This window comes from Pseudomonas abietaniphila (genome assembly GCF_039697315.1).
Taxonomy (GTDB): Bacteria; Pseudomonadota; Gammaproteobacteria; order Pseudomonadales; family Pseudomonadaceae; genus Aquipseudomonas; species Aquipseudomonas abietaniphila_B.
On record NZ_CP155619.1, the window covers coordinates 4,405,147 to 4,422,004 of the forward strand.

General features: G+C 60.8%; 16 protein-coding genes. 13 read left to right on the forward strand and 3 right to left on the reverse strand.

Annotated features, from left to right (window positions below; translation table 11 throughout):
* Positions 1 to 9 precede the first annotated feature (9 nt).
* From ABDX87_RS19435 to ABDX87_RS19495, 13 genes are all read left to right on the forward strand, one after another.
* Positions 10 to 546 (forward strand): chemotaxis protein CheW, encoded by a 537-nt coding sequence (locus ABDX87_RS19435; RefSeq protein ID WP_346829338.1) that lies wholly within the window; start codon positions 10 to 12, stop codon positions 544 to 546.
* Positions 543 to 1,847, forward strand: coding sequence for a CheR family methyltransferase (locus ABDX87_RS19440; protein WP_346829339.1), 1,305 nt, complete (start codon positions 543 to 545; stop codon positions 1,845 to 1,847). The genes ABDX87_RS19435 and ABDX87_RS19440 overlap by 4 nt, the downstream gene beginning before the upstream one ends.
* The gene (locus tag ABDX87_RS19445) at positions 1,844 to 2,527 is read left to right on the forward strand and encodes a chemotaxis protein CheW (protein WP_346829340.1); all 684 of its coding nucleotides are present in this window, start codon (positions 1,844 to 1,846) and stop codon (positions 2,525 to 2,527) included. Before ABDX87_RS19440 ends, ABDX87_RS19445 begins: the two co-directional genes overlap by 4 nt.
* Positions 2,524 to 4,917, forward strand: coding sequence for a hybrid sensor histidine kinase/response regulator (locus ABDX87_RS19450; RefSeq protein WP_346829341.1), 2,394 nt, complete (start codon positions 2,524 to 2,526; stop codon positions 4,915 to 4,917). Before ABDX87_RS19445 ends, ABDX87_RS19450 begins: the two co-directional genes overlap by 4 nt.
* A complete protein-coding gene (locus ABDX87_RS19455; RefSeq protein ID WP_346829342.1) occupies positions 4,914 to 5,924 on the forward strand; it encodes a chemotaxis response regulator protein-glutamate methylesterase in 1,011 nt (336 codons plus the stop codon). The genes ABDX87_RS19450 and ABDX87_RS19455 overlap by 4 nt, the downstream gene beginning before the upstream one ends.
* Positions 5,925 to 5,969: 45 nt before the next feature.
* On the forward strand, positions 5,970 to 6,974 hold the full coding sequence (locus ABDX87_RS19460; protein WP_346829343.1) for a PleD family two-component system response regulator: 1,005 nt from the start codon (positions 5,970 to 5,972) through the stop codon (positions 6,972 to 6,974).
* Between the two features lie 296 nt (positions 6,975 to 7,270).
* A protein-coding gene (gene prfB / locus ABDX87_RS19465) for a peptide chain release factor 2 (protein ID WP_346829344.1) occupies positions 7,271 to 8,366 on the forward strand; the annotation gives its coding sequence in 2 pieces (ribosomal slippage) (positions 7,271 to 7,342 and positions 7,344 to 8,366; 1,095 coding nt in all).
* Between the two features lie 106 nt (positions 8,367 to 8,472).
* Complete coding sequence (lysS, locus tag ABDX87_RS19470; RefSeq protein ID WP_346829345.1) at positions 8,473 to 9,975, forward strand: lysine--tRNA ligase; 1,503 nt, start codon at positions 8,473 to 8,475, stop codon at positions 9,973 to 9,975.
* Positions 9,976 to 10,193: 218 nt separating this feature from the next.
* The gene (locus ABDX87_RS19475; RefSeq protein ID WP_346829346.1) at positions 10,194 to 10,934 is read left to right on the forward strand and encodes a TetR/AcrR family transcriptional regulator; all 741 of its coding nucleotides are present in this window, start codon (positions 10,194 to 10,196) and stop codon (positions 10,932 to 10,934) included.
* Positions 10,935 to 10,975: 41 nt separating this feature from the next.
* Complete coding sequence (locus ABDX87_RS19480; protein ID WP_346829347.1) at positions 10,976 to 11,533, forward strand: hypothetical protein; 558 nt, start codon at positions 10,976 to 10,978, stop codon at positions 11,531 to 11,533.
* A 28-nt stretch (positions 11,534 to 11,561) separates the two neighbouring features.
* Positions 11,562 to 12,839, forward strand: a complete 1,278-nt coding sequence (locus ABDX87_RS19485) for a flavohemoglobin expression-modulating QEGLA motif protein (RefSeq protein WP_346829348.1) — start codon at positions 11,562 to 11,564, stop codon at positions 12,837 to 12,839.
* A 108-nt stretch (positions 12,840 to 12,947) separates the two neighbouring features.
* Positions 12,948 to 13,886, forward strand: coding sequence for an alpha/beta hydrolase (locus tag ABDX87_RS19490; RefSeq protein ID WP_346829349.1), 939 nt, complete (start codon positions 12,948 to 12,950; stop codon positions 13,884 to 13,886).
* Positions 13,883 to 14,209 carry a hypothetical protein gene (locus ABDX87_RS19495; RefSeq protein WP_346829350.1) on the forward strand — a complete coding sequence of 109 codons (327 nt, stop codon included), beginning with the start codon at positions 13,883 to 13,885 and terminating at the stop codon, positions 14,207 to 14,209. Before ABDX87_RS19490 ends, ABDX87_RS19495 begins: the two co-directional genes overlap by 4 nt.
* Before the next feature lie 726 nt (positions 14,210 to 14,935).
* Here the strand turns inward: ABDX87_RS19495 and ABDX87_RS19500 are convergent.
* The 3 genes from ABDX87_RS19500 to ABDX87_RS19510 form a co-directional block, all read right to left on the reverse strand.
* Positions 14,936 to 15,718, reverse strand: a complete 783-nt coding sequence (locus ABDX87_RS19500) for an OmpA family protein (protein WP_346829351.1) — start codon at positions 15,716 to 15,718, stop codon at positions 14,936 to 14,938.
* A gap of 48 nt (positions 15,719 to 15,766) precedes the next feature.
* Entirely contained in the window at positions 15,767 to 16,192 is a 426-nt protein-coding gene (locus tag ABDX87_RS19505; RefSeq protein WP_346829352.1) for a DUF4398 domain-containing protein, read from the reverse strand.
* 283 nt (positions 16,193 to 16,475) lie between these two features.
* On the reverse strand, positions 16,476 to 16,820 hold the full coding sequence (locus ABDX87_RS19510; protein WP_346829353.1) for a pilin assembly protein: 345 nt from the start codon (positions 16,818 to 16,820) through the stop codon (positions 16,476 to 16,478).
* Between the last annotated feature and the right edge of the window lie 38 nt (positions 16,821 to 16,858).

Sequence of the window (16,858 nt, forward strand, 5' to 3'; positions counted from 1 at the left end):
GTCGGGACCATGATCGAGCACTCAGCCAAACGCAGCACGGTGGTGTTGCCGAAGAACAAGCTGTTCCTGCTGTTTCGCATCGGGCAGGAACGGTATGCGCTGGAAGCGACGGAAGTCGCCGAGGTGCTGCCTCGGCTGGTGCTCAAACCCATCGCTCAGGCGCCGCACTGGGTTGCCGGTGTGTTCGCTCACCGTGGCGTGGTGGTGCCGGTCATCGACCTGAGTGCCTTGACCTTCGGTGAGCCCGCCCAGCCACGCACCAGCACCCGTCTGGTGCTGGTGAACTACCGCGTCAGCGCCGAACGCGCGCCGCAGTGGCTGGGGCTTATTCTGGAACAGGCGACCGACACCCTGCGCTGCGCGCCAGACGAGTTCAAGGAATACGGCCTGGACAACCGGCAGGCGCCGTACCTTGGCCCGGTGCGCGAAGATGCGCTGGGTCTGTTGCAATGGATTCGCGTGCAGGATTTGCTGAACGATTCCGTGCGTGAACTGCTGTTTCCGGCGCAGCCTTTAAGTCTTGAAGCGTTCGAGGCGACGCCATGAGCGAAGACGCGCGTTTCTTTGCCTTCCTCAAGACCCGCATCGGGCTGGACGTGGCGTCCGTTGGCGAGGCCATCATCGAGCGAGCGGTGCGCCAGCGCTGCATGAGTGCCAAGGCCGTGGACCACGACGCCTATTGGCAACTGCTTCAGAGCTCGGCAGACGAGCAGCAAGCGCTGATCGAAGCGGTGATCGTGCCCGAAACCTGGTTTTTTCGTTACCCCGAGTCTTTCGGCACGCTGGGCAAACTGGCCGCTGCGCGTCTGGCGCAGCTGGGCGGTGTGCGTCCGCTGCGTATCCTCAGCCTGCCATGCTCGACGGGTGAAGAACCTTATTCGATTGCCATGGCGTTGTTCGATGCCGGTCTGCAACCGCAGCAGTTCAAGGTCGAAGCGGTCGATATCAGTCCGTTGTCGCTGCAACGCGCGCGCCAAGGCGTGTATGGCAAAAATTCCTTTCGCGGCAGTGACCTCGGTTTTCGCGAGCGTTATTTCAGTCAGGTCGATGAGGGGTATCGCGTCGAGGATCGGGTTCGCGAGCGCGTCAGTTTTCAAGCCGGGAACCTGCTCGATCCGACCTTGCTCGTCGCGCAGTCGGCCTACGATTTCGTGTTCTGTCGCAACCTGCTGATCTATTTCGACGTCGACACCCAGAAGCGCGGTTTCGAAGCGCTCAAGCGCATGACGCGCGATGACGGCGTGCTGTTCATCGGCCCTGCGGAAGGCAGCCTGCTCGGCCGCATGGGCATGGCGTCGATCGGCATCGCCCAGTCCTTCGCCTTTCGACACCGCGCTGACCCGTTGCCCGATCAGCTCGCCGTCGTGACCGCGCCGTCGGTTTCGACGCCGCTGCCCGTCGAGCCGTCTCGCCTCGCAACGTCGATACCGCCGATCTCGGCACGTGCCAGAAATAGCGTACGCCCGTTTGCACCGGTTCCGCCGGTATCCCGCGCGACGATCCCGCCGTCGGCCATCGTGGGCGAAGCCGCGACGTTGCTGGACGACATCAGGCGTCTTGCCAACGAAGGCAAGAGTGCCGAGGCCAAAGCGGCGTGCGAGCAATACCTCAAGCGCTATGAGCCGGTGGCGCGAGTGTTCTACTGGCTCGGGCTGCTCAGCGAAGTGGGAGGCGACGTGGCGGGCGCTCAGGGGTTTTACCGCAAGGCGTTGTACCTCGAGCCTCAGCACCCTGAAACATTGGCGCAGTTGGCGGCGTTGCTGGCGGCCCAGGGCGACCTGGCGGGCGCTCGCCGCTTGCAGGAGCGCGCAGCGCGTGGCGTGAACAAAGAAGGACGTAATCGATGACCGGCGTACACAGTGAACTGGTGAGCCACGACGCTCAGGCCATCGACGATTGCTGGAACCGGATCGGCATTCATGGCGACCGCTCCTGCCCGTTACTGGTGGAGCACATTCATTGCCGCAACTGTTCGGTGTATTCGGCAGCGGCGACCCGATTGCTCGACCGCTATGCGTTAGCTCAGGAGCACCGCGTGTCGATGCATGGCGAGGACCTGGCCAGCGACGTCAAGACCCGCTCCCTGGTGGTGTTTCGTCTGGGAGAAGAGTGGCTGGGCCTGCCGACACGCTGCCTGGTCGAGGTCTCCCCGGTGCAGACCATTCACTCGCTCCCGCATCAACGCTCGCGCGCGCTGCTGGGCGTTGCCAACGTGCGAGGCGCGCTGGTGGCGTGTCTGTCGTTCGTCGAGCTGCTCGGGCTGGACACCTCCCTGGCGCCCTCGACGTCGGCGCGCATCATGCCGCGCATGTTGATCGTCTCGGCCGAGGGCGGACCGGTGGTGGTGCCGGTCGATGAAGTGGACGGGATTCACGCCATCGAGGTGCGGCTTCTGGATTCGGCGTCGGCGCCCGCGCAGAACAGCAATGCCCGATTCACCCGAGGCGTGGTGCAGTGGAAAAATCGCAGCCTGCGGTTGCTGGATGAAGAACACCTGTTGTCGGCAGTGAACCGGAGCCTGACATGACGCCCGATCAGATGCGCGACGCTTCGTTGTTCGAACTGTTTACCCTGGAAGCCGAAGCCCAGACCCAAGTCCTGAGCGCAGGCTTACTGGCGCTTGAGCGCAACCCCACACAGGCGGATCAGCTGGAAGCCTGCATGCGCGCCGCGCATTCGCTCAAGGGCGCGGCACGGATCGTCGGGGTCAATGCAGGCGTCAGCGTCTCCCACGTCATGGAAGATTGTCTGGTCGAGGCGCAGGAAGGCCGTCTGCATCTCAAGCCCGAGCACATTGACGCGCTGCTGATGGGCACCGACATGCTCATGCGCATTGCCACGCCAGGCGCAAGCAGCGTTGGACAAAGCGATGTCGACGGTTATGTCGCGCTGATGACTGACCTGATCAAACCCGGTGCGCGACACGCGATCCTAGCGCCGAGCGCGACGCCGTCAATGGACGACCTGCTGCTGGCCAACGCTCAGTCGCTGGTGGAATCCGTCCAGTCTGCGCTGGGTCCTGTGGCGTTGAGCGCGCCGCTGTCGGCGCAACCGCTGCCCGCCGATCTGTTACTGCCCGTGCCTTCAACGTCCTCCACCGCTGCTGAAAGCGAAGACGATCCCGCGCCGTCGAAGCCCGGGCGCCGTAAAGAGCGCCGGGTTGCCGAGGGCGGCGAGCGTGTGCTGCGCGTGACGGCCGAGCGCTTGAATAACCTACTCGACCTGTCGAGCAAGTCGCTGGTTGAAACGCAACGGCTGAAGCCATACCTGACCGCCATGCAGCGGGTCAAACGGTCGCAAAGCGGTGCCAGTCGGGCGCTCGACAACCTGGAAGCCCTGCTCGATGCCAACGTCGATCCGGACGCGCAAAAGATGCTGGAAGAAGCCCGGCGCCTGTTGAGCGAAGCGCAGCACTTGTTGATTCAGCAGACGTCCGATCTGGACGAGTTCGGCTGGCAGGCGACCCAGCGTGCCCAGTTGCTGTACGACACCGCGTTGGCCTGTCGCATGCGTCCGTTTGCCGACGTTCTGGTCGGGCAGGCGCGGATGGTTCGCGACCTCGGACGCTCTCTGGGCAAGCAGGTGCGCCTGGAAATTGAGGGCGAGAAGACCCAGGTCGATCGCGATGTGCTGGAAAAACTCGAGGCCCCGTTGACGCATCTGCTGCGCAACGCGGTCGATCACGGCATCGAATCACCCGAGCAACGGCTCGCCAGCGGCAAGCCGGCGGAGGGGCTGATAAAACTCAAGGCGTCGCATCAGGCGGGTCTGCTGGTGGTCGAACTGATCGATGACGGCGCCGGGGTCGACCTTGAACGCCTGCGTCGCAGCATCATCGACCGCAAGTTGTCGCCCGAGGAAACGGCGGCGCAGTTGAGCGAGGAAGAGTTGTTGAGCTTTCTGTTCCTGCCCGGTTTCAGCATGCGCGACAAGGTCACCGAAGTGTCGGGCCGCGGTGTCGGGCTGGATGCCGTGCAGCACATGGTCCGGCAGCTGCGTGGGGGTGTCGAGCTGGTCCAGACGGCAGGGCAGGGCAGTTGCTTCCATCTCGAAGTGCCGCTCACGCTGTCGGTGGTGCGCAGTCTGGTGGTGGAGGTCGGTGGCGAGGCCTATGCCTTCCCGCTGGCGCACATCGAACGCATGCGTGACGTGCAGGCCGATGACATCGTGCAGCTCGAAGGGCGTCAGCATTTCTGGCACGAGGAGCGTCATGTCGGACTGGTCGCGGCCAGTCAGTTGCTCAATCGCCCGGCGAGTCTGCACAACGAAGACGTACTCAAAGTGGTGGTCATTCGCGAGCGCGACGCAGTGTATGGCGTAGCGGTAGAGCGTTTTATCGGTGAGCGCACGCTGGTGGTGCTGCCACTGGATCCCCGCCTGGGCAAGGTTCAGGACATCTCGGCGGGCGCGTTGCTCGACGATGGTTCTGCGGTGCTGATCATCGATGTCGAGGACATGCTGCGTTCGGTTGAAAAATTGCTGAATACCGGGCGGCTGGAACGTATCGACCGGCGCAATCGCCAGGCTGATAATCAAGCGCGTAAACGCGTGCTGGTGGTCGACGACTCGCTGACCGTGCGCGAGCTCGAGCGCAAGTTGTTGCTCGGGCGCGGCTACGAGGTGGCGGTGGCGGTGGACGGTATGGACGGATGGAACGCGTTGCGTGCCGAGGACTTCGACCTGCTGATCACCGACATCGACATGCCGCGCATGGACGGCATCGAACTGGTGACGTTGCTGCGTCGCGACAGTCGCTTGCAGTCATTGCCGGTGATGGTGGTGTCATACAAGGACCGTGAAGAGGACCGCCGTCGAGGGCTGGACGCCGGTGCCGACTATTATCTGGCCAAGGCCAGTTTCCATGACGACGCATTGCTCGACGCGGTCGTTGAGTTGATAGGAGATGCGCAAGGATGAAGATCGCCATCGTCAATGACATGCCCATGGCGGTCGAGGCGCTGCGCCGTGCGCTGGCGTTCGAGCCCGCGCATCAGGTGGTGTGGGTCGCCGGCAATGGGGCCGAGGCAGTGCAGCGGTGCGCGGAACTGACACCGGACCTGATCCTCATGGACTTGATCATGCCGGTGATGGATGGCGTGGAAGCCACCCGCCGCATCATGGCCGCCACACCGTGCGCCATCGTGATTGTGACGGTGGACCGTGAACAGAATGTCCACCGGGTATTCGAGGCCATGGGCCACGGTGCGCTGGACGTCGTGGACACCCCGGCGATCGGCGCGGGCAATCCCAAGGATGCTGCCGCACCTTTGTTACGCAAGATTCTTAATATAGGCTGGCTCATTGGCCAGCGTGACAGCCGCGTGCGTCCGGCACCGGCACCGTTGCGCGAGGCCTCGCAGCGTCAGGGACTGGTCGCGATCGGTTCGTCCGCTGGTGGTCCGGCGGCGCTGGAAGTGCTGCTGAAGGCGCTGCCTAAGGACTTTCCGGCCGCCATCGTGCTGGTTCAGCATGTGGATCAAGTGTTTGCCGCCGGGATGGCGCAGTGGTTGAGCAGCTCTTCGGGGCTGGAGGTCCGGCTGGCCCGTGACGGCGAGCCGCCGCAAAGGGGCGCCGTGCTGCTGGCAGGCACCAACCACCATATTCGTCTGTTGAAGAACGGCACGCTGGCCTATACCGCCGAGCCGGTGAACGAGATTTACAGGCCTTCGATCGATGTGTTTTTCGAAAGCGTGGCCAGTTATTGGAACGGTGATGCAGTCGGTGTTCTGTTGACGGGGATGGGGCGCGATGGCGCCCAGGGGCTCAAGCTGATGCGTCAGCGGGGATTCCTCACCATCGCCCAGGACCAGCGAAGCTGTGCGGTGTATGGCATGCCCAAAGCGGCAGCCGCGATTGACGCCGCCAAGGAGATTCGCCCGCTGGACACGATAGCGCCTCGCTTGACCGAGGTATTCACCCAATGAATTTCCAGGTGATTTCACAGCGCGCCTGTGACCAGGAGACCCTGAATGCATGATTTGCAGCTGGACGATGTAAACGCCACGGATGAAAACGCTGCCATGGTGTTGCTGGTCGACGATCAGGCAATGATCGGCGAGGCAGTCCGGCGCGGGCTGGCGAACGAAGAGAACATCGACTTCCATTTTTGCGCCGACCCGCATCAGGCCATCGCTCAGGCGATCCAGATCAAGCCGACGGTGATCCTGCAGGACCTGGTCATGCCCGGTCTGGACGGTCTTACGCTGGTGCGCGAATACCGCAACAACCCGGCTACCCGGGATATTCCGATCATCGTGCTCTCCACCAAGGAAGATCCGCTGATCAAGAGCGCGGCGTTCGCCGCCGGCGCCAACGATTATCTGGTCAAGTTGCCGGACACCATCGAACTGGTCGCGCGTATCCGCTATCACTCGCGCTCCTACATGACCCTGCTCCAGCGTGACGAAGCCTACCGCGCGTTGCGGGTCAGTCAGCAGCAGTTGCTGGACACCAACCTGGTGCTGCAACGCCTGATGAACTCCGACGGGCTGACCGGGCTGTCCAATCGTCGCCACTTCGATGAGTACCTGGAGCTGGAGTGGCGCCGGGCGATTCGTGAGCAGACGCAGCTATCGTTGATGATGATCGATGTCGACTACTTCAAAGCGTACAACGACAATTTCGGTCACCTGGAGGGGGACGAAGCGTTGCGTCAGGTCGCCAAGGCGATCCGTGCCAGTTGCAGTCGTCCCTCCGATTTGCCGGCCCGTTACGGCGGTGAAGAGTTCGCGCTGGTGCTGCCAAACACCTCGCCCGGTGGCGCGCGCCTGCTGGCCGAGAAACTGCGCCAGACCGTGGCCGGCATGAACATCCCGCACATCGCACCCAGCGAAGGCGCGAGCCTGACCGTCAGCATTGGCCTGTCGACCGTGGTGCCGCAGGTCGGCAGTCACAGCCGTCAAGTGATCCAGAGCGCTGATCAGGGGCTGTATGCGGCCAAGCACAACGGGCGCAATCAGGTGGTGGTGGGCTGATCCGATACCGATCAATGGACATGCGCAGCATGGTGGGAGCTGCTGGAGGTTACGACCGTGGCGAATGCGTTCTTAAGCCGACTCGATGGAGACCGCGCCGCCGCCTTCGCTGCCGTCGTAACCTCCGACGTCTCCTACAGAATGGACTGCACCTGGAAGCTGGGCACCCACCCATTTTTTGAGCTGTCCAGAGAATGCATGGATCCTCTCTCACCCTGCCCAACGGGCTGCCATCAGGGCGGGAGCTGGGGTATACTCGCCGGCTTTGAAAATTTCGCCTGCGAGTGCTGCCCACCATGGAAATCAACCCGATCCTAAACAGCATCAAGGACCTGTCCGAGCGCTCCGAAGCCATTCGGGGGTATCTTTGACTACGATCACAAACATGATCGTCTGACCGAAGTAAACCGCGAGCTCGAAGATCCGGCTGTCTGGAACAACCCGTCGTATGCCCAGGAACTGGGCCGTGAGCGTTCCTTGCTCGCGCAGATCGTCGAAACCCTCGATGAAATGAGTTCCGGCCTGGCTGACGCCCAGGACTTGCTGGACATGGCCGTCGAAGAAGATGACGAAGGCGCTGTCGCCGACGTCGTGGCTGAAATCGATCGCCTGCGCGAGTCACTCGAGAAGCTCGAATTCCGTCGCATGTTCAGCGGCGAAATGGACCCGAACAACGCCTACCTCGACATCCAGGCCGGCTCTGGCGGTACCGAGGCTCAGGACTGGGCCAACATCCTGCTGCGCATGTACCTGCGCTGGGCCGACAAGCGTGGCTTCGACGCGACCATCATGGAACTGTCCGAAGGCGAAGTCGCCGGCATCAAGGGCGCCACGGTTCACATCAAGGGCGAGTACGCCTTTGGCTGGCTGCGTACCGAGATCGGCGTGCACCGCCTGGTCCGCAAGAGCCCGTTCGACTCCGGCGCCCGTCGCCACACTTCGTTCTCGGCGGTGTTCGTGTCCCCTGAGATCGACGACCGGATCGAGATCGACATCAACCCGTCTGACCTGCGTATCGATACCTATCGCTCGTCCGGTGCCGGTGGTCAGCACGTCAACACCACCGACTCGGCGGTGCGTATCACCCACGTACCGACCAACACCGTGGTCAGCTGCCAGAACGAGCGCTCTCAGCACGCGAACAAGGACACCGCCATGAAAATGCTGCGGGCCAAGTTGTACGAGCTGGAAATGCAGAAGCGCAATGCGGCGTCCCAGGCGCTGGAGGACACCAAGTCGGACATCGGCTGGGGCCACCAGATCCGTTCGTATGTCCTCGATGACTCGCGTATCAAGGACTTGCGTACCGGCGTTGAGCGCAGCGATTGCAACAAGGTGCTGGACGGCGACCTCGACGGTTACCTTGAAGCAAGCCTCAAACAGGGGCTGTAAACGCGACACCACTGTTACGGGTACGGCGCACCCTTCTACCGCGACCGGCCCGTGATCCCTTGCCTGTGGCAAGAAGCAACGAACCTGTGATGGAAAATCTAAAGACATGAGCGACCAACAACTCGACCCGCAAGCCCTGCAACAGGAAGAAAACACCCTGATCGCCCTGCGCAAGGAAAAGCTTGCTGCCGAGCGCGCCAAGGGCAATGCCTTCCCGAATGACTTCCGCCGCGAAAACTACTGCAACGACCTGCAGAAACAGTACGCGGACAAGACCAAGGAAGAGCTGGCCGAGGCGGCGATTCCGGTCAAGGTTGCCGGTCGCATCATGCTCAACCGTGGCTCGTTCATGGTGATCCAGGACATGACCGGTCGCATTCAGGTCTACGTCAACCGCAAGACGCTGTCCGAAGAAACCCTGGCTGCGGTCAAGACCTGGGACATGGGCGACATCATTGCCGCCGAAGGCACCCTGGCCCGTTCCGGCAAAGGCGACCTGTACGTCGAAATGACCAGCGTCCGCCTGCTGACCAAGTCGCTGCGTCCGCTGCCGGACAAGCACCACGGCCTGACTGACACCGAGCAACGCTACCGTCAGCGCTACGTCGACCTGATCGTCAACGAAGACGTGCGTCAGACCTTCCGCGTGCGCTCGCAGGTCATCGCGCACATTCGCAGCTTCCTGATGAAGCGTGACTTCCTGGAAGTCGAAACGCCGATGCTGCAGACCATTCCTGGCGGCGCGGCAGCCAAGCCGTTTGAAACCCACCATAATGCGCTGGACATGGAAATGTTCCTGCGTATCGCGCCTGAGCTGTACCTCAAGCGGCTGGTAGTGGGCGGTTTCGAAAAAGTGTTCGAGATCAACCGCAACTTCCGTAACGAAGGCGTTTCGACCCGTCACAACCCTGAATTCACCATGTTGGAGTTCTATCAGGCCTACGCCGACTACGAAGACAACATGGACCTGACCGAAGAGCTGTTCCGTGAACTGGCTCAGCTGGTATTGGGCAGCACCGACGTGCCGTACGGCGACAAGGTGTTCCACTTCGGCGAGCCGTTCGCGCGTCTGTCGGTGTTTGACTCGATCCTCAAGTACAACCCTGAGTTGACCGCCGATGACCTGAACGACATCGACAAGGCTCGCGCCATCGCCAAGAAGGCCGGCGCCAAGGTGCTGGGCTTCGAAGGTCTGGGCAAGCTGCAGGTGATGATTTTCGAAGAGCTGGTCGAGCACAAGCTGGAGCAGCCGCACTTCATCACCCAGTACCCGTTCGAAGTGTCGCCGCTGGCCCGTCGTAACGACGACAACCCGAACGTCACTGACCGTTTCGAGCTGTTCATCGGTGGCCGTGAAATCGCCAACGCCTACTCCGAGTTGAACGACGCGGAAGACCAGGCTGAGCGTTTCATGGCGCAGGTGGCCGACAAGGATGCAGGTGACGACGAAGCCATGCATTACGACGCCGACTTTGTTCGCGCGCTGGAATACGGCATGCCGCCGACAGCGGGTGAGGGCATCGGTATCGACCGTCTGGTGATGCTGCTGACCAACTCGCCGTCGATCCGCGACGTCATCCTGTTCCCGCACATGCGGCCGCAAGCATAAGCGCTGTAAAACAAGCCGCCTGAGCAGGGCGGCTTTTTTTTGTCTGTAAAGACGAGCGCGACAACCCTGTGGGAGCGAATTCATTCGCGAAAATATTTCAGTCGATGAATTTCTGTCGGCTGTACCTTTGCATCGCGAATGAATTCGCTCCCACAGGGATAATAGGTTGCAATCGAATACACCCGACCTACGCACTGACCGAAAGAGGAAAACCTGTCGTGAATCGTACGATCGCTCAAAAGGGAGCCGCTGGCCTTGCCACGGCAGTCGCACAGAGTGTTCAGTATCAAGGCCGCAAGGCGAGCCGACAGGGAAGCGAACAGCGCCGACAGCAGATTCTCGATGCCGCCATGCGCATTCTCATTCGTGACGGCGTCCGTGCCGTGCGTCACCGTGCCGTGGCCGCCGAAGCGCAAGTGCCGCTGTCGGCCACCACGTATTACTTCAAGGACATCGACGACCTGCTCACCGATGCCTTTGCCCAATACGTCGAGCGCAGCGCGGCCTACATGGCCAAGCTGTGGACCAACACCGAAACCCTGCTGCGCGAAATGGTCGCGCGCAACGACGGCAGTGCCGATGCCCGCGCGCGGCTGGCGGACGAGATCGCGCGCATGACCCTGGACTACGTGCGCCATCAGTTGCTGACGCGTCGCGATCAGTTGATCGCCGAGCACGCGTTCCGCCTGGAAGCGCTGATCAACCCGCGGCTGGCGCCTCTGGTCAGCGCCCACCAGCAGATTCTGTTGCAGGGAAGCGCCCAGTTTCTCGAGGTTATGGGCTCGGCCCAACCGCAAGTGGATGCGCAAGTGTTGACGGGGATTATCGGGCGGATGGAATATCAGGGCTTGCTCGAGGGGCCGCGTCCCGACGCAGACGATGAAATGCTCGCTATTCTTACCCGCCAGATGCATCTGGTGCTGGGCACCGCCAAGCCAATGGTGGGCTGCAACGCTTAATTTCAGAGCTCGGTGTCGAGGGCTCACCTTCAGGAGAAGCGATGAAAGTCTGGAGCGTCTTGCTCGCCTTGTCGTTCGCGCTGTTGAGCGGATGTCTGGTGACTTTCAAGGACCCTATTCCCACGAGCGACACCGCGCCCCCCAAACTGCTCGGCACCTGGACCAGCAAGAACGCCTGGGGCGAGCCGCTGGAGCTGGAAATAAGCCGCGCTGGGGCCAATCTGTACAAGGCCGTCAGCTACCGCAAGGGGGATCGCAAGAACCGCGACGAGTACACCTTCACGGTGTCGCGCCATGGCAGCCGCTGGTACGTGTCGGCGGCGTTGCCCGAGAAGTACGGCGCTAATTACGTCATCGCCGGCTTCGACCTGGTCGACAACGATAACGCGGCCGACGAACTGGTGGTCTATGACCTGGACCTGGAACGGATGCAGCAGTTGATCGAGCAGAAAACGTTCGAAGGCCAGCCGATTGAAACCGAGAAGGGTGACGGCGTACTGATCACCACCTCCATGGACAAGGTGTTCGCCTATCTGGACGACACCGCCAATTCCGATGTCTTTCTCAAGGCAGCTCAATATCAGCGCATGACCAAATAGCGCTAAAGGTCAATCAAAGGGGTACTGGGTGGACGATTACCAGCAGACCATTCGCACGCTGTCCGATCGTATCGTGTTCGCGCAAACGCCGATCCGTGTACTCGATGCGGTGAAGTGGGACGACAGCATCCGCAAGAATTTTCTTTCCGCCAAGGGCAAGCAACTGCCCGAAATCGATCGGGCCTACTACGAGAATCGCCCGTTGGGTTTTGATTCCGGCGCGTTGAAGCTGGAATTCCAGAACATCGAACGCGACATCACCCGGCAACTGGGGCAGTTCAACCCGGTCGGGCAGATCATGCGCCGCATGTGCAAGGAGTACCGGATGGTCATCCGGATGCTCGAAGCCCGCGGCACACCGGATTTCGGCCTGATCTCCCAAGAGTTGTACGGCGCGGCGTCCGATGCGTTTCATGCCGGAGATCCGACGCTGGCCGACCTTGGCCTGATGCTGTCCGATTACCTGAACAACATCGCCGGGCGCGGTGACCTTAAGGACGAACCGAAGATTCTGACGGCGAAAGACGCCGTTGCCATGCTGCAAAGCCGGTTGAATCGCACCTTCGGCGAGGCGGAAGAAACCATCCGCGTGTTCGAGTCCGACGGTATCGTCGCGGACGCGGCGGCGGGCGCCGATTACATCAAGATCCGCAGCGACGCGATGTTCAACGAGCGCGACGTGCGGGCGCTGGAGGTCCATGAAGGCCTTGTGCACGTGGGCACGACCCTGAACGGTCAGAACCAGCCGATCTGCACCTTCCTCGCGAAAGGGCCGCCCTCGTCGACCGTAACCCAGGAAGGCCTGGCGATTCTGATGGAAGTCATCGGCTTCGCTTCCTACCCAAGCCGCCTGCGCAAGCTGACCAACCGCACCCGTGCGATTCATATGGCCGAGGAAGGCGCTGATTTCCTTCAGGTGTTCGAGTTCTACCGTGAGCAGGGCTTCGGCATGCCGGAAAGCTACGGCAACGCCAGCCGCGTTTTCCGGGGTTCTGTGCCTAACGGTCTGCCGTTCACCAAGGACCTGTCCTACCTCAAGGGCTTCATCATGGTTTACAACTACATCCAGTTGGCCGTGAGGAAGGGCAAGCTTGAACAAGTGCCGTTGCTGTTCTGCGGCAAGACCACGCTCGAAGACATGCGCACGTTGCGCCAGTTGGTGGACGAAGGGCTGGTGGTGCCGCCCAAATACCTCCCGGAACAGTTCCGCGACATGAACGCATTGTCGGCCTGGATGTGCTTCTCCAACTTCCTCAACCACCTGAGCCTGGACCGGATCGAGGCGGATTACTCGAATATTCTCTGATTGCTATCCCATAAGAGGGGGCAATCGAAGGTATTCCCTGTAGGCGTGAGCGTCTCACGCCTGCCGTTGTCCATATCGGTCTGGATAATTCGAATAAAAGGACATCGCTTGAAGCCTCTGCTCACGCTGCTGCTGTTCTTGTCCCTCACCGGTTGCAGCGAACTGCTGTTCTACCCGGAGCGAGACGTCCCCCTGACCCCGGAAAAGGCTCACCTGCCGTACCGTGATCTGACCCTGACGACCGCCGACGGCAAAAAGCTCAATGCCTGGTTTCTCCCGGCGAAAGAGGGCGTCGCTATCAAGGGCACGGTGCTGCACCTGCACGGCAACGGCGGCAACATGGCCTGGCACCTGAGCGGCAGCTATTGGCTTCCCGAGCAGGGGTATCAGGTGCTGTTGCTGGACTATCGCGGCTATGGCCATTCCGAAGGCGACCCCAGCCTGCCTGCGGTCTATAAGGACATCGACGCGGCGTTCGACTGGCTGAACAAAGCGCCCGAGGTGCAGGGTAAACCGCTGGTGGTGTTGGGGCAGAGCATCGGTGGTGCACTGGGGGTTCACTACCTTTCCGAGCATCCGCAACAGCGCTCCCGGGTGAAAGCCTTGGTGCTGGACGGTGTGCCAGCCAGCTATCGCGAAGTGGCGCGCTACACGCTAAGCACGTCGTGGCTCACGTGGGCATTCAAGCGGCCATTGTCGTGGGTGATCCCCGACGGCGACAGCGCAATCAATGGCATTACGCAGCTCAAAGGAACGCCGATGCTGCTGTTCCAGAGCCTCGACGACACGCAAGTGCCCTTATACAACGGCATCAGCCTGTACCAGTCCGCCCCGTTGCCACGAGTCTTGCAATTGACGCGAGGGCCGCACGTGCAGACCTTCGAGGACCCGACCTGGCGTGAAGTCATGGTTCGGTATCTGGACGACCCGCAACATTTCAATGGCCTGCGGCGTCTGGCCGAGATTCCCAATTACCCTGATCCTGATGCGAGCAAGAACACCTCCTCTGCGCCATCGGAAACGCAACCGGCAGAGAGTTCGAAATGAGTGACGAGCGTAACGTGATCCCGCAGATTCTGACCGGGATCGGCTGTATTTTCTTGACCGTCGGGACGTTGTGGTACTACGGGTATCTGCACTTTGCGAAGCCTGAGGATGCGTTGCAGTTGAGCGAGTTCACGATGCTCAAGACGGTGCCGGGGGAGGACTATAAAGTCTCGCTGGAGCCGGCGCCGCAGGTGGCTCAGTGTATCGACGGGGTGATGGTGTTGTTCGATACCGAGCAGAAAGGGCTGACCGGGGTGTTGGTGAATGATCGCAAGCAGGCGGTGAGGTGCATGGGGCAGGAGACACCGCAGAAGGTGCAGTGATTTATGTGCTGCGTTTTTTGGGGCGTTTAGGTTATTGATCGTTCCCACGCTCCGCTTGGTAACGCATCGACTGACGCTCCGCGTCGACTCGGGCGCAGAGCGTCTTGCCCTGCATTCCACGCGGAGCGTGGGAACGATCAAGCTGTCGCGTTAGCTGTAGGAGCGTGGCTTGTCCCGCGATCTACCGCGCAGCGGTAGCAAAACCAGGCGACTCAATTCTGACTGACACCCCGCATGCACAGGTCTCTCTGGTCGTTTGATCGTACCCACTCTCCGCGTGGTAACGCATCGATTGACGCTCCGCGTCGACTGGGACGCAGAGCGTCTTGCCATGCATTCCCACGCGGAGCGTGGGAACGATCAAGCTGTCGCGTTAGCTGTAGGAGCGTGGCTTGTCCCGCGATCTACCGCGCAGCGGTAGCAAAACCGGACAACTCGGATTTATCTGACACGCCGTATGCGCCAGTTTTGCTGCCGGTTCCCGGCAGATCGCGGGACAAGCCGCACTCCTACGCCTTCGGCAGAATCAAAAGCGGAGCAGTGAACTGCTCCTGCCCTTGCTTTTGATCTTCATACCGAGAAAGTCCAGACGACACAAAACGAGATGACACAACTTCAACCCCACCAAAAAAACGCCCCCACAAACACCCATAAAAAAGCCCCATCTGCATCCACAGACGGGGCTCTCTGACTTACAGCGGCAATCACATCACCGCATCATCCCGATCACTGCATCGAAGAACGCGGCGCAACCGGCTGGTTGTCGTTGGAAATGGTCACTTCCACACGACGGTTCATCGCACGGCCCGACGCGCTGGCGTTATCCGCCACCGGGTACTCCTTGCCATAACCCTGTGCGACCACACGGTCCATGGCCACGCCCATCTTCACCAGTGCCATACGCACCGAGTTCGCGCGGCGCTCGGACAGCGACTGGTTGTAGGTCGCCGAACCGGTGCTGTCGGTGTAGCCCTCGACGATCACCTTGCGATCAGGGTTTTCCGACAGGAACTGCGCCAGCTTGTTCACGTTCACCAGGCCCGCCGACTTCAGCTCAGCCTTGTTCAGGTCAAACAGCACGTCGCCGAAGGTCACCAGCGTACCGCGCTCGGTCTGCTTGGCGTTCAAGCTGTTCTGCAGTTGCTTGATCTGAGCATCGCGAGCATCCAGACGCGCTTGAGCACGTTGGGCCGATGCGTTTTTCAGATCGTTCTCAGCTGTCTTCAGATTGATTGTTTGCTTCGCCAGCTCGACGCGCTGGTTGGTCAGGTAAGCCAGCTGGTCGACTTTCTTTTCGTCGTCATGATTGCGATACGCGGCGTCTGCCTTGTCCAGCCATTCGCTGGCGTCTTTGGTTTCCAATGCCGCCAGTTCAGTGGCTTTTGGATTGCTTTGCAGCGCCGAGTAGTTGGTCCGGGCTTGTTCCAGGTTCACGTTAGGTTGCGAGGAGCAGGCAGCCAGACCAACGCTCAGGGCCAGCAGGGCAGGGATCAGTACTTGTTTACGCATGATGGTTTCTTCCTTTAAATCAATGGCCAATGCATGAAAGGCGAAGGGTTACTGGCTGACCGGCTGAGCCTGGCGCATGCCTTCTTCACGCAGTTCATTGACGCCCTGACGAGCATCCTGCACCGCTTTCTGTGCCTTGGCGGCCTGAGCCTTACGCTCGGCTACACGAGCGTCCCATTCGGCTTGCTCGGCATATTTGCGGGCTTCGTCGTATTTCTTTTCCTGCATGGCCAGTTCGGCCTGCTTGAACTTGTCCTGGGCGGATTTCATTTCCACCGCTGCGTACTCGGTACCGCCTGCAGTAACGGCTGCGTTCACTGCGGATTGGGTGACGGCATATTGCTCGCTGGGCGGGTTGCCTGCGCAACCGGCGAGCAGGAAGCTGGTGCCCAGAGCCAGCGCGGCCAGTTTCAGCCCGCGCAGGCCAGTGAACGTGGTTTTGGCAGTGCTGATATTCATGGTGGTCAACTCCATTTTGAAACTCCTGAAAAACACGTTGTTTTCCATTTCAGTCAAGGGCCTGGCGGCTGGATGACGGGGTCATGTATCCGCTGCCATCTGTCGGCTTTTTCTGTAATGGCTAAAGGCTCGGACCTGAGCAGTTTTTGAATAGTTCAGCGTTTTTTAGCCATCTGACTGGATGGATTTTTACAAAGTGAGAAATTGGCGCTGCAAAATTGGCACAAAAAAAGACGCGCCAGGCCCGTGGTAACGGGGTGGCGCGACCTTTTTAAACGCGCTGAAAACGACGTCGTAATCAGTGCTGCTGGCTGTCCTGCTGATCGGACAAATCCTGCAGAAAACGACGAGACAGAGCGAGGAAACGCGGTGTTGGACCGACATCTTCGTAGAGCGGATCGCCTTCTTCATCGGTGGCGACCACGTGCGAACCCTTGATATACGGAAAGCTGGCTTCCAGCTCTTCCAGGGCGGCGCCGATCAGCTCGCCCATTAATTCTTCCGGGGTGCGCTTGGGGTACATTTCAGCCAGCGCGGCCAGCCGTGCAGCGGCTTCGACATCCAGATGAACCGCATAGCCGGTCTTGGTCAGGCGACCCTTGGCGGTCTGTTCCCACTGTTTTGCGAGCTCACGAATTTTCATAAAGACCTCTTCGTACACCCGCGTGGTGGCGGGTTCAG